The following is a 12358-nucleotide window of genomic DNA, read 5'->3' on the forward strand; positions in this document are numbered from 1 at the left end:
CGGGGGATTTGTCCGGATGGTCCCCGGGGGGCGTGGTAGGGTCCGTCTGGTTCCAAGTCAATTACTGTTGTTACGGGGTGAATTGAATGACTGACGATCTGTCACTTGCAATTCGTGGCATTCTGGTGGATGACCTGGAGGTCGACGCCGACCAGATCGTCCCCGACGTGCAGCTCGATTCCCTCGAATTGGATTCGCTCGCCGCCGTCGAGCTCATCACCCTGATCCAGGAGCAGTTCGGGGTCGACATCTCCCCCGAGGAGAGCCGACTGGGGAAGATGACCTTCGCCGAGCTGGTGCAGCTCGTGCAGTCCGGCGTGGGCGTGGCATGACCCGCCCGTTTCCGGCCCCGGTCACCGGGGCCGGGTTGGTCACTCCGGCCGGAATCGGAGTCTCGGACACCTGGCAGGCCGTCCTGGAACCGCGCGAGCTCGCGGTCAAGGACGAGGCGGCGAAGAGCGCCGGCGCCCACTACTGCCTGCGGGTCCCGGCCATCGGGCCCGAGGTCCTGAAGGGCCGGGGTACCGCGCACGTCGACCCGTTCATCCGCTACGCCCTGGTGGCCGTCGACGAGGCGATCCGGGACTCCGGTCTCGACCCGGTCGCCTGGGACGGAAGCCGGGTCGGCGTGGTGGTCGGCACGGGTATCGGCGGTGTGGGGACCCTCACCGCCGCCCAGGACCGGTTCGCCGCACGCGGGCCGGAGGGGGTCACTCCCTATCTGCATCCGCGGTCACTGGCCAACATGGCCGTCGGCACCATCGCGTCGCGCTACGGCATCACCGGCCCGTGCCACACCGTGGTGTCCGCCTGCGCCTCCGGCGCCGCCGCCATCGGCATCGCCCGTGACCTGTTGCGCAGCGGTGCCTGCGACACGGTCATCGCGTGCGGCACCGAGGCCGCCGTGGTTCCGGTGGTGGTGGCCGGATTCGCCCGGATGGGCGCGCTGTCGAAGCGGGACGACGCCCGCGCCTCACGACCGTTCGCCGTCGATCGCGACGGCTTCGTCATCTCCGAGGGCGCCGCCGCCCTCGTGCTGGAGACGCCCGAGGCCGTGGCGCGACGCCGGGCCACGGAGCTCGGCCGGGTCCTCGGGTACGGCTGCACCACCGACGCGCACCACCCGACCGACCCCCGGCCGGACGGAGCCCAGGCCGAGGCCGCCGTCCGGCGGGCGCTGGCGGACGCCGGCCTCCAGCCGCAGGACGTCGATCACGTCAATGCGCACGGCACCTCGACGCCGAAGAACGACCGCATCGAGGGCGAGCTGCTGGCCCGGCTGTTCCCGCACGGCCCGTCGGTCACCTCCAACAAGGGCGTGCTCGGCCACACCCTGGGCGCCGCCGGCGCGATCGAGGCCGTGCTGTCCCTCTGCGCCCTCCGGGACGGCGTGGTGCCGCCGGTGGCGCACACCGAGGTGGTCGATCCGCAGCTGCCCGGGCTGGACGTCGTCCTCGGCGCGCCCCGCCGCGCCGCGCCCTCCGTGGTGGTCAGCAACTCCTTCGGCTTCGGTGGCACCAACTCCGCGCTGGTCCTGGGGAACTGAGCGCCGAACCGCCCGTCAGCCGGGTGCCAGCGCCCCGGCTGCCGTTGATCGATGGGACCCGAGACATGACAGACAAGCGCGTGACCGCGCTCACCCACCTCCTCGCCGAGCCCGACTTCGCCGAGATCCGGCCCCTCGAGCAGAGCCTCCACGCCTACAGCCTGCAGACGCTGCACCGCGCGCGGATGCTCAACTCGGCGGGTATCACCGCGAATTCACTGTGGCTCGGCCGGGGGACCACGAGCGAGTTCGCCGACTTCCTGCGCTCGATGGGCTGGATCGGCGCCTACGACGCCTCGCTGGCCAACGTCCTCGTCTCGCACCAGATCGCCGGCGACGCGCTGCTCAGCCACGCCGATCCCGACCAGCTCGCGCAGTACGGCCCCGAGATCGACCGGATGACGAAGGTCTACTGCTTCGCCGCCTCCGAGTTGCACGCCGGCTCCGACCTCAAGCGGATCGGCACCACCGCCACCTACCGGCACGCCGACCGCAGTCTGGTCCTGCACACCCCGGAGCCCGCCGACAGCAAGGTCTGGATCGGGAACAGCCTGTACACCGGGGACGTGGCCATGGTGCTGTCCCGCGTCGTCGTCGACGGCCGGGACGAGGGGCACCACTGGCTGCGGGTGCCGCTGCGCTCCGAGGGCCGCCTGATCGACGGGGTCCACGTCCGTGGCGCCGAGCCCAAGGGCGGTGTCGAGGCCAACCAGACCGGCATCATCACCTTCGACCGGTGCGTCCTGCCGGTGTCCGCCATGATGAGCCGCTGGGCGCGGATCGACGAGCAGGGGCGCTACCACTCCCCGCTCAAGCGCTACCGCCGGTTCGACGAGTGCCTGGCCACCTTCACCCACGAGCGCCTCTTCCCGACCGCCGGGGCGGGCATGGCCCAGCGGCTCGCCTGCGCCGTCACCGTCCGCTTCGCCGACCTCAAGAAGGCGTTCGGCGGCCCGCTGATCAGCCACCCGCACTACCGGATGCGGCTGCGCACCGCGGCGGGACGGGCCACGGCGGCCAAGCACGCGCTGGAGGCGCTGACCGCCGTCGCGGTCGACCGCCACGACGACCGGCCACCGTCCGAGGACCGCCTGCTGCACGCGCTGGTGGCCTGCGGCAAGACCGGCAGCACCGGCGACGCCCGGCACACCCTCGCGGACGCCCGGGAGCTGTGCGGCGGTCTCGGCTACCACCGGCTGAACCAGATCTCGCCCTTGCAGCACGACTACGAGATAGCGGTGACCTTCGGCGGGGACAACACCGTCCTCGGCTACCAGGCCTCGCGCTTCGCCCTGCGCGAGCGCGAAGCGCTGGCCGCCCTGCTCGACGCCGCGATCCGCCCCCATCAGGACGCCTCGCGGCTGCTGGAGGTCATGCGGGCGGTTTGCGATCAGCTGCTGGCGGACGTCGACCGCCAGGGCCCCGGCGCGGCCAGTACCGCCTGGTCCCGGGCCGTCTACCAGACCCTCGCCCTCGGCCACTGGGCCGCGCACGAGCCGACCGAGACCGGACAGGCGCTCCTGCGGCACTACGCGGCCGGCTGCGTCCTGGAGCACGGGGTGACCGCGCTGCGGGCCGGCGCCCTGACCCAGGAGGAGTTCCTGCGGGTCGCCGAACTGCACGAGGAGGAGGGCGCGGCACCGATGGACGCCGCGGATCTGCTCAAGGTGCTCGACGTGCCCGAGGCGCTCATCACCGCTCCCATCGCCCACGCCGACTTCGCCGACCGCCATCTCGCGCAGGCGGTGGCGGTGCCGGAGGGCCGTCCGGGTCCCGCGGCCGTTCCGCTCCGCGACCCGGCGTGACCGCCCGTCCGGAAGGACCCCGAGAGATGCCCGACATCCGTGCCGTCGTCACCGGCATCGGCAGCTGCCTGCCGCCCGACGTGGTGTCCAACGACGACTTGTCCCAGGTCCTGGACACCTCGCACGACTGGATCCTCAGTCGGACCGGGATCGCGCAGCGGCACGTGGTGAGGCCCGGTACGAGCACCGGCGACCTGGGCACGGCCGCCGGTGCCGCCGCCCTGGAGTCGGCCGGACGCCGGCGCTGCGACCTGGTGCTGCTGGTCACCACCACCCCCGACCAGCCGTGCCCGGCCACGGCCCCGCAGATCGCCGCTCGGCTCGGGATGGTCGGCGTGCCGGCCTTCGACCTGTCGGCGGTGTGCTCCGGCTTCGTCTACGGGCTCACCGTCGCCTCGGCGATGATCAGCTCCGGCGGCTACGACAGCGTGCTGCTCGTCGGCGCGGAAACCTACTCCACCATCATCGATCCGACCGACCGCAACACCGCCGTGCTCTTCGGCGACGGGGCGGCGGCCGTGGTACTGGAGCGCGGAACCCCCGGCGCCCCGGGCGAGGTCCTCCACGCCGAACTGGGCAGCGACGGCAGCCGGTCCGAGCTGATCACCGTCCCCGGCGGCGGGTCGCGGGCACCGCACCCCGCCGCCGACGAGGCTTCGCGCTACTTCCAGATGGCCGGCAAGGAGGTCTTCAGCCGCGCGGTGGAGACCATGAGGCGCTCCGCTCGCGACGTGGCCGAGGCGGTGGGCTGGTCGATGGATCAGATCGACGCGTTCGTCGGCCATCAGGCCAACGCGCGGATCCTGCGCGCGGTGGGCAAGCGCCTGGGCATCCCCGCCGACCGGATCGTCTGCCACCTCGCCGAGGTGGGCAACACCGCGGCGGCGTCCATCCCGCTGGCCCTCGCCTGGGCCGCCGCCCAGGGCCGGATCTCCGCCGGCGACCGCGTCCTGCTGACCGCCTTCGGCGGTGGCCTGACCTGGGGCTCGGTGGCCCTGCGCTGGCCCGCGGTCCGTCCGGTCCGTGCGGAGGTCGGCCTCCCCGATGCCCCGGTCCCCGTAGGCGGGGGCGACCGGGTGGCGCCCCCGCAGCCTGACGCACCCTGAGCACCTGCCCCGGCGGCCCGTCCGAGCAGGCGCCCTGCCCGGACGGGCCGCCGGGGCAGGTGCCGAAGACGGGAGAGCGGCGTGGGCGGGTGACCCGCCGTCAACGAAGCGGAGTAGGAAGTCGGACCCGCCGACTTCCTACTCCGCTTCCCAGCTCGGCGAGGCGATGCCCCCGTCAGCGACCGGCGGGGAGCGCCACCACGCCGTCATCGAGCAGTCGGCCGAACTCGGCCTGGGTGATGCCGAGCAGGTCGCCGAGCACCTCCTCGGTGTGCTCGCCCAGCAGCGGGGCGGTGGCCGTCCGGCCGTAGGCGCCGCCGAGCCGCAGCGGGGAGCGGGCGGAGACCACCCGGCCGACGCCTGGTTGCTCGACCCAGTCCACCACGGTCGGGTCCTCCGCCGTCCGGTGGGCGGCGACGACCTCCGGCATTCCGCGGTACGGGCCCCACAGGACCCTGGCCCCGTCCAGTTCCTTGGTCACCACGTCCAGCGGCCGGGACTCGAACCACGGCCGGAGGATCGCGGCGATCGTCTCCCGCAGGCGGTAGCGCTCCTTCTCCAGGGAGAGGTCGGCGTTCAGGGCCAGTTCCATCGACCGGAAGGTCTCCGTCGTCGCGGTGACCCCCTGCAGCGCCTGCCACTGGGCCTCGGTCAGCGCCACCACCATGACCCGACCGCCGTCACTGGTGGCGAAGTCGATGCCGAACGAGCCGTACATGTGGTTGCCGTGCCGGGGGCGCTCGGCCTCGCGCTGCTCGGCTTCCGCGAGCCAGCCCAGGTTGGCGACGCCCGCGGTGGCCACATCGGCCAGCGCCAGTTCGATGTACTCGCCCTCGCCGGTGCGGTCCCGGCGGTGCAGGGCCGCCAGGAGGCCGGTCGCGGCTGTCATGCCGGCCAGCAGGTCCCAGGCGGGCAGTACGTGGTTGACCGGGACGGCGCTCGACTCCGGCCCGGTGATGGTCGCCACGCCCACCTCGGCGTTGACCGTGTAGTCGACGGCCGGCCGGCCGTCGGGGTGGCCCTGGATGTGGAGGTGGATCACGTCCGCGCGGCGGGCCGCCAGCGTCTCGTAGGACAGCCGGGCACGGCCCACGCCGTTGTCGACGAAGACGCCGTTGCCCGGGCCCGGGCGGGTGGCCAGGGCCACCACCAGCTCGCGGCCCTGCGGGGAGCGCAGGTCGACGGCGACGGAGCGCTTGTACTTGTTGAGCGCCGTCCAGTACAGGCTGGCGCCGTCGGGTGTCACCGGCCAGCGGTTGTGGTCGGAGCCGCCGCCGATCGGGTCCACCCGGATCACCCGGGCGCCGAGTTGGGCGAGCGCCATGCAGCCCGACGGGCCGGCCACGAAGCTCGCGCACTCCACCACGTCCAGGCCGTCCAGGGGCAGGTCCGGGGCTTCCGGGGCGGTGGCCGCCGGCCCGGTGGGAAGCGGGTTCATCGGTCTGTTCCTTTCGTGACGGAAAGTCCACGCCGGTGGTGCGGGAGGAGCCGTACAGGTGGTGGGTGACGGGCAGTGGGTCTCGGCCGGGTCGGGTCGTGCCGGATCAGACCGCGGCGGGTTCGTCCGTGGCGGCGGCGGCCTCGGTCTTCGCGAGCTCGCGCTGGGCCCACCGCACCGCCGGGGGCACGGTCAGGCCGGTCAGCGCGAGGACGGCGCCGAGGACCCACCAGCCGGGCGTCCCCCAGGTCACACACAGGGCGATCACCAGCGCGGGGCCGATCGTCACGCCCAGGCCGAGGCCCATCCCGAACAGGCCCTGGTACTGGCCCACGGCCTCGGCGGGCGCGAGCGAGAAGGACAGCTCGAACCCGCCCGCCGCGTGCCAGATCTCGCCGACGGTGTGCACGACCACCGCGCCCAGCAGCAGGGCGAGCCCGACCCAGGCGGGCAGCGAGGGCGTCAGCGAGATCGCCCCGCAGGAGATCAGGAACGCGAAGCCGGCCCGCCGGAAGGCGACGGCGCCGGCGCGCGGGGTGTCGATGCCCTTGCTCGCGCGCACCTGGAGGCACACCACGATCGCCGTGTTCACCAGCATCACCGCCGAGACCGACCAGCGCGGCGCGGAGGACCGGTCGAGGATCCACAGCGGCACCGCCGCCGTGAGCACCCGGTACTGAACCGCCATCACCCCGTCGAGGACGGTGACCAGCACGTACGGGCGGTCGCGCAGGGCGACCCACCGCGGCCCGGAGCCCGCACGGGTGGGGGCCACCACGGGCAGCCGCATGACCACGGCCGCGCAGGCCAGCGAGCAGACCGCACTGCCACCGATCAGCAGCAGGTACGCCCGCGCCGTACCGACCTGCGCCCCCCAGCCCGCCAGCAGCGCGCCGACCGCGATGCCGACGTTGGTGACCGAGCGCAGGTAGGCGCGGAACTCGGCGGGCCGGTCACCGCCGTACTCCTTGATCAGCGGGCCGCGGGCCGCCGGTCCCGTCGACTGGGCGACGGCGGCCAGCGCGGCGAAGAGGAGGAACAGCCCGAAGCCGTGGGCCAGGCAGAGCCCGCCCATGGCGGCCGTCCACAGCAGCAGGGTCCCCGCGTACACCCCGCGGGCTCCGTGCCGGTCCGCCAGGTGACCGACCGGCACGCCGGCGGCCAGGGACACCCCGCCGGCCACGCTCAGGCCGATGCCGACCTGGGAGGCGGGCAGGTCCACGACGCGGGTGAAGTACAGCACGCCGGCGGTGAGGTAGACGCCGTAGCCGACCGTGTAGACCAGGGTCGCGAGCGCCAGCAGGCGGCGCGGACCACGGTCAGGCAGCAGGGCCGTCATGCTCCTCCTCCGGTACGACGGTGAACCGGACCGAGTCGCACAGCTCCCGGGCCAGTCGCCGCGCCTGCTCGGCGGTGTCCGCGCCGACCACGACGAGCCCGATCCGGTCGCTGGAGCGGTGCAGCGGGCGGATGGAGTCCCCGGGCTCGGCGTGGAGTTCGGCGTGCAGCACGGCCGGGTGCGCGGCGACCTCGGCCCAGCCCTCGACGGCCACCAGGCGACCCGGGGGCGGGGACAGGTAGCGGACGGCCGCGCCCCTCGTCGCCTCCAGCGGCCCGTGGTTCTGCGGGCGGTCCAGCAGGTCGTCGAAGATGAGCCCGTACAGCTCCAGGCCGGGTACGGCGTGCCCGAGCATCCGGTGGATCCAGTCGCCGCCGACCCGCCCGTGCACCTCGCCGAGCACCACCCCGCGTTCGCTGAGCCACAGTTCGACGTGGAACGCGCCGGTGCGCAGGCCGAGCGTGGTCAGTGCGGAGGTGACCTGGTGGACGATCTCGCGCTGGTCGTGCTCCGGCAGCGGGGCGGGCAGGACGTGCCCCACCTCGACGAAGTACGGCGGTGGCACCGTCTCCTTCTCGGTGATGCCGAGCACCGTCGGCTTTCCGCCCAGGAACACGCCCTCGACGCTGAACTCGGGGCCGTCGACGAACTCCTCGACCAGGAAGGGCTCGGTGGTGGGCAGGAGCCTCATCGCGGCGGGCAGCTCGGCGATGCCGGAGACCTGGCTCACCCCGATGCTGCCCATCGCGTCACGTGGCTTCACGATCCACGGCCCGGTGCTCTCCCGGAGGAAGGCCTGTGCGTCGGCGAGGTCCGCGCACAGGCGGACGGCCGGCTGGACGAAGCCGGCCGCGGCCAGGGCGGCCCGGCAGGCGTCCTTGGTGCGCGCCTGCCGGATCGCGGCGGGCGGGTTGCCCGGCAGGCCGAGCGCGGCGGCGGTCTCGGCGGAGGTGACCTGGGCCATCTCCTGGAGCGCGTACACGGCGTCGAAGCGCTCGCCCTCGGCGGCCTTGCCCAGCGCCCAGTCGACCGTCGCCTCCGGGCTCGTGAAGTCGACGACCGAGGTCTCGTCGGTGCGGGCGTTCACCTCGGGCGTCGCTGCGATGACGTCGGCGTGGTTCACGGTGTGGATGCGGATACCGCGGGAGGCGGCCTGGTCCAGCGCGTGGAGCGCCATGTCGACGCTGACCGTCATCGCTCTGGCCCCGCCGACCAGCAGCAGTTTCGGCGGGTGTGCTTCGCCTGCCATGTGAGGAGTCCTCCGTTGTTGGGCGTTGGGTGTCGCCGGGTATCGGGCGTCGGGCGTGGGGGTATCGCGGCGCGGGGTCAGGCGTGCTTGTCCTGCAGCGTCTTGAGGAGCGAGCAGAACTCCTCGATCTCGGCCGTGGTCATGTTGGCGCGCAGCATCAGGCGCAGGCCGGCGTTGCCGCGGCCGATGATCGGGAAGAAGATCGGCGAGGCGTAGAAGCCGTTGGCGAAGAGGTCCTGGGCCATGCGGACGGTCTGGTCCTCGGAGCCGATCTTGATGAAGCGGATCGGCAGCCCGTCGTGGCGCTGCGCGGTGTCGACGAGGCTGTCGAAGAGGTCCTCGTTCTCCCGCAACCGGCGCTGCAGCGTGGTGAGTTCGTCGGTCCGGTGCAGCTCGGCGGAGGCCAGGATGGCGCCCAGGCCCGCGGTGTTGATCCGCTGCGACCACATCAGCGGGCCACCGTTGCGCAGCGCGAAGTCACGGCGCTCCTTCGACCGGCCCTTGCGGCCCAGGAAGACCGCGCCGCCCGACGCGCCGAAGCCCTTGTTGAGGGAGGTGATGATGAGCGTGCGGTCGTTGATCTCGCCCATCTCCTCCAGCACCAGGCCCCGCCCGTTGGCCCCGAGGGTGGAGGTGCCGTGCGCCTCGTCGAAGAAGAGGAACAGCCCGTACTGGTCCTGGAGGCGCAGGAGTTCGGTGACGGGTGCCTGACCGCCGGTGCTGTAGACGCCGTCGGCGACGTAGGCGACGAGCGGGTGCTGCTTGCAGAGGCTCTCAAGCGCGTCGATGTCGTTGTGCGCGATGGTCACGACCTCGGTCTCGTCCCCGACGGCGGCCTTCATCGCGTTGAGGCAGAAGTGGGCGTTCTTGTCGAAGACCATCAGCGGCGGCTGGTTGTCGGTGAACAGGCCGGAGGCCAGCAGCGGCAGCGCGCACCACGCGGCCGCGGCGGCGGAGGCGACGGTGACGGCCTCCACGTTGAACAGGTCGGACAGCGCGGCCTCGGCGTCCTCCAGTACGGAGAAGCGCACGCGGCTGCGGGCGGTGGAGGTGTTCAGGGCGCCCACCGACAGGACGGTCTCGGCGGCCGCCCGCACCAGCGCCGGGTGGGCGTCCAGGCCGAGGTAGGAGTACGAGGACATGTTCACGAACTCGTGGCCGCCGGCCCGTGTCCGGTGCTGTCCGGGGCCGAGGCCGTCCACGACGATGTCGAGCAGCCCGGCCTGGCTCATGACGTCCCAGAATGCGGTGCTGATCTGCGCGGACTTCTTGATGTTCTGGTAGACGTGCATGCCGGTGAAACCTCTATTCGACAGGTCTGATTGGCTGGTTGTGAATGCTGTGAGAAGGCAGCCTGAAGTTCGCCTGGCGAATTCGGGAAAGGCTGCGTAAACTCGTCGTCCGGATCGGGTCAAGCAAGGTCGGCGGAGCTTCCGGAGAAATATCCGTAACCACACCCGGTGACTGCCGGAAAATGGCAGGCAAGGGCGGGGAGGGCGCTTGGTGGCCCGCCCGGGAATGCTTCCGGGATCACACCCGGCGGGGGCGACCTGGCTGGCGGATCAGCCGGCGCTCGCGCCGCAGGAGGTCGCTGACCTGCAGGAACGGAGGTGACAGCACGTCTCGCGGCAGGCGTCAGGTGATCGCGGCAGCCGGTCGGACGGAATCGGGGACATTCTCATGCTTGCTGACACGGTCATTCACTTCCGGGTTCGCGGAAATCTTGGAGCGCATCGGCCTGAGCTTGTGGCATCGGCCTTTGGACGGTGCGGTTGCGTGGCGTGGCGTAATCCGGTTCGCTGGTATTGGTGAGGGCAGCATGACAGCCGTCCGGGAGGATTTCTGGTTCCCGGCCGTGCTGACCCTGTGTCTCGGGTGTCTCTCGGATTGGATTGGAAGGCATCGACCCGCCGGGCCACCTTCCTAAATGAACCTAGCCAGCACGCATGACCACGTCAAGATTCTTTTCCCGGAGTTCACTCAACACTCACCTTGAGTGGTCACCGTGCAATTCCGGCCGGATGCGAAGCAGGCCGGTGTCAAAGCAGGCTGATCCCGAAGCAGGCTGGTCCGGAAGCCGCCGCAGCGGGGCCGGCGGCCTTCTTGTCGCTCAGGGGCGACATCGGCGACCGAGCCGGTCTGACCGCCCTGGCGTTGCCGCTCGCTGTCCCATTCCCTGCCCCCGTTCCGGTAGCGGCGCCGATTCCCCTGTGCGCGGCCGCTCTTGTTGCGGACGATAGCCTGACTCCTGACCGGCCGACCTGTCAATGACCTGTCACGCTGTGTCGAGGCTCACGTCGTCCCGGATCTCGCCGATGGGGCGGGTGATCCTCATCGACGGTGGAGTTCGACCGGCACTTCGATCAACTCGCGGCTCGGTTCGGCGGTTTCGGCGACCAGCTCCACCTTCGGGCCTCACCGCGAGCCGCGTCCACTCAGAAGCCCTGCCCAACAGGGCATCTGACGTCGCGGATGCATCCACCGAGGCGACGTGAACGAGCGTTCACGACCACATTGCGAGCGATGGCAGCGGTACCCGGCCCCATCGAGAACCGCTCGGTCGCCGCCTCTCACTGTGTATCGGCCGCACGGGCGATGACTGCGCGTCACCGTCACGCCTCGGACGGGTGCCCGTCAGGACGGGGCGGCCGATCGCGGGGTTCTCCTGCCGAAGCACCGCCGACTCAGGCGGCCGAGCTCCTACCGATGCCGAGCCGCAGCCACCGGCGGGCGGAGCATGGACGGCGGAAAGCGCCGAAGGGCCCGCACCGGACATCATGTCGCGGTGCGGGCCCCTCACTGCCGGGCGGGTGCCGGAGCAGAAGAACTACAGCGGGCGGATGTTCTCGGCCTGCGGGCCCTTCTGGCCCTGCGTCACGTCGAACTCGACCTTCTGGCCCTCGAGCAGCTCACGGAAGCCATTGGCGTTGATGTTCGAGTAGTGGGCGAAGACGTCCGGGCCGCCACCCTCCTGCTCGATGAAGCCGAAGCCCTTCTCCGAGTTGAACCACTTCACGGTGCCGTTAGCCATCAAAATCTCCTTCATGGGCTGTCCGAAACCCGCACGGCGCGGGTTTCGAGTCGCCGCGATGAGCACCCACCCCGGGGAAAGAGCCGGGAAACAAAAATGCGCCTGCGAAACATCAGCAGGCGCACACAAAGTCATGGGAACCACTACTGCAACTAATAACGACTGTAGCAGGCCCGGGCCCACAACGGGTGGATGTTTCACCCCGGGTTTCGAAGGAGCCGCGGCCGACTGACGCCGCCCCCCGCTTTCGCGACTGCCAACTCGACTACATGTCAACCGACTTGAGGCGCGGATCGCCCGCCACCAGCCACTGCGCCCTCCGGCGGGTCGGCACAAACCTGCCGGGAATTTCACTCGCCCGGCCCTGACACGACCGGCGCCGCGCCGCGCCGCGCGGGGCGGCCGGAACGTGCCGTACGACACACGGATTTCGACGCCGCCGCTTTCCACCGCACCGGACGGTTCCGCTGCCGCGTTCTCCGGCGCATACTGACCGGAGATGACGAAATATGGAGCAGTCCGCCGCCCCCTGCCCACCAGCCCCTTCCCGACACGGCCTGAAGCGCCGCGCAAGCACTTCGCCCTCGGTGACCGCGTCACCCACGACAGGTACGGCCTCGGTCGGGTCGTCGGCGTCGAGGAGACCGGCGACGCCGCCGTACTCGTCGACTTCGGATCGCACCAGGAACGCGTCACCCAGCCGTACACCGCCATGTACAGACTGTGACCCCGGAACCGCGTCACGTCATCGGCCCCGACGGCCCTCCGCTGGAGGGCGTCGTCGCCGCTGGTGACGTCGTCACCTGGTCCAGCCTTCGCTTCGACGCGGTTCCGCGCCGGGTCG

At 71.6% G+C, this 12358-nt stretch carries 10 protein-coding genes; 5 read left to right on the forward strand and 5 right to left on the reverse strand.

All coding sequences use genetic code 11. The features are described 5' to 3' along the window. Nucleotides 1–86: 86 nt before the first annotated feature. The 4 genes from O1G21_RS10185 to O1G21_RS10200 all read left to right on the forward strand — a co-directional run bounded on the left by O1G21_RS10185 (nucleotide 87) and on the right by O1G21_RS10200 (nucleotide 4457). The gene (locus O1G21_RS10185) at nucleotides 87–332 is read left to right on the forward strand and encodes an acyl carrier protein (protein WP_270142644.1); all 246 of its coding nucleotides are present in this window, start codon (nucleotides 87–89) and stop codon (nucleotides 330–332) included. Then, nucleotides 329–1546 carry a beta-ketoacyl-[acyl-carrier-protein] synthase family protein gene (locus O1G21_RS10190; RefSeq protein ID WP_270142646.1) on the forward strand — a complete coding sequence of 406 codons (1218 nt, stop codon included), beginning with the start codon at nucleotides 329–331 and terminating at the stop codon, nucleotides 1544–1546. Before O1G21_RS10185 ends, O1G21_RS10190 begins: the two co-directional genes overlap by 4 nt. Nucleotides 1547–1611: 65 nt before the next feature. Next, nucleotides 1612–3351: an acyl-CoA dehydrogenase family protein gene (locus O1G21_RS10195; RefSeq protein ID WP_270142647.1), complete on the forward strand. Its 1740-nt coding sequence runs from the start codon at nucleotides 1612–1614 to the stop codon at nucleotides 3349–3351. Between the two features lie 26 nt (nucleotides 3352–3377). After that, nucleotides 3378–4457 carry a beta-ketoacyl-ACP synthase III gene (locus O1G21_RS10200; RefSeq protein ID WP_270142648.1) on the forward strand — a complete coding sequence of 360 codons (1080 nt, stop codon included), beginning with the start codon at nucleotides 3378–3380 and terminating at the stop codon, nucleotides 4455–4457. A 175-nt stretch (nucleotides 4458–4632) separates the two neighbouring features. Here the strand turns inward: O1G21_RS10200 and O1G21_RS10205 are convergent, their stop codons facing one another. The 5 genes from O1G21_RS10205 to O1G21_RS10225 all read right to left on the reverse strand — a co-directional run bounded on the left by O1G21_RS10205 (nucleotide 4633) and on the right by O1G21_RS10225 (nucleotide 11514). Next, complete coding sequence (locus O1G21_RS10205) at nucleotides 4633–5895, reverse strand: CoA transferase (protein ID WP_270142650.1); 1263 nt, start codon at nucleotides 5893–5895, stop codon at nucleotides 4633–4635. Nucleotides 5896–6001: 106 nt separating this feature from the next. Further along, nucleotides 6002–7234: an MFS transporter gene (locus O1G21_RS10210; protein ID WP_270142651.1), complete on the reverse strand. Its 1233-nt coding sequence runs from the start codon at nucleotides 7232–7234 to the stop codon at nucleotides 6002–6004. Next, nucleotides 7215–8483 (reverse strand): ATP-grasp domain-containing protein, encoded by a 1269-nt coding sequence (locus tag O1G21_RS10215; RefSeq protein WP_270142653.1) that lies wholly within the window; start codon nucleotides 8481–8483, stop codon nucleotides 7215–7217. Before O1G21_RS10215 ends, O1G21_RS10210 begins: the two co-directional genes overlap by 20 nt. Nucleotides 8484–8560: 77 nt before the next feature. Next, on the reverse strand, nucleotides 8561–9775 hold the full coding sequence (locus tag O1G21_RS10220) for an aminotransferase class I/II-fold pyridoxal phosphate-dependent enzyme (protein ID WP_270142654.1): 1215 nt from the start codon (nucleotides 9773–9775) through the stop codon (nucleotides 8561–8563). 1535 nt (nucleotides 9776–11310) lie between these two features. Further along, nucleotides 11311–11514 carry a cold-shock protein gene (locus O1G21_RS10225; RefSeq protein ID WP_045694210.1) on the reverse strand — a complete coding sequence of 68 codons (204 nt, stop codon included), beginning with the start codon at nucleotides 11512–11514 and terminating at the stop codon, nucleotides 11311–11313. 499 nt (nucleotides 11515–12013) lie between these two features. Between O1G21_RS10225 and O1G21_RS10230 the strand changes: the two genes are divergently transcribed. Then, nucleotides 12014–12241, forward strand: a complete 228-nt coding sequence (locus O1G21_RS10230) for a hypothetical protein (protein WP_270142659.1) — start codon at nucleotides 12014–12016, stop codon at nucleotides 12239–12241. Nucleotides 12242–12358 lie beyond the last annotated feature (117 nt).

It is taken from the genome of Kitasatospora cathayae, from assembly GCF_027627435.1.
GTDB lineage: Bacteria > Actinomycetota > Actinomycetes > Streptomycetales > Streptomycetaceae > Kitasatospora > Kitasatospora cathayae.

Excerpts from the sequence above, each read along its gene's own strand:
- O1G21_RS10185 (WP_270142644.1), top strand. The coding sequence starts at position 87 with ATGACTGACGATCTGTCACTTGCAATTCGTGGCATTCTGGTGGATGAC.
- O1G21_RS10230 (WP_270142659.1), top strand. The coding sequence starts at position 12,014 with ATGACGAAATATGGAGCAGTCCGCCGCCCCCTGCCCACCAGCCCCTTC.
- O1G21_RS10210 (WP_270142651.1), bottom strand. The coding sequence starts at position 7,234 with ATGACGGCCCTGCTGCCTGACCGTGGTCCGCGCCGCCTGCTGGCGCTC.
- O1G21_RS10205 (WP_270142650.1), bottom strand. The coding sequence starts at position 5,895 with ATGAACCCGCTTCCCACCGGGCCGGCGGCCACCGCCCCGGAAGCCCCG.
- O1G21_RS10225 (WP_045694210.1), bottom strand. The coding sequence starts at position 11,514 with ATGGCTAACGGCACCGTGAAGTGGTTCAACTCGGAGAAGGGCTTCGGC.
- O1G21_RS10220 (WP_270142654.1), bottom strand. The coding sequence starts at position 9,775 with ATGCACGTCTACCAGAACATCAAGAAGTCCGCGCAGATCAGCACCGCA.
- O1G21_RS10200 (WP_270142648.1), top strand. The coding sequence starts at position 3,378 with ATGCCCGACATCCGTGCCGTCGTCACCGGCATCGGCAGCTGCCTGCCG.
- O1G21_RS10215 (WP_270142653.1), bottom strand. The coding sequence starts at position 8,483 with ATGGCAGGCGAAGCACACCCGCCGAAACTGCTGCTGGTCGGCGGGGCC.
- O1G21_RS10190 (WP_270142646.1), top strand. The coding sequence starts at position 329 with ATGACCCGCCCGTTTCCGGCCCCGGTCACCGGGGCCGGGTTGGTCACT.
- O1G21_RS10195 (WP_270142647.1), top strand. The coding sequence starts at position 1,612 with ATGACAGACAAGCGCGTGACCGCGCTCACCCACCTCCTCGCCGAGCCC.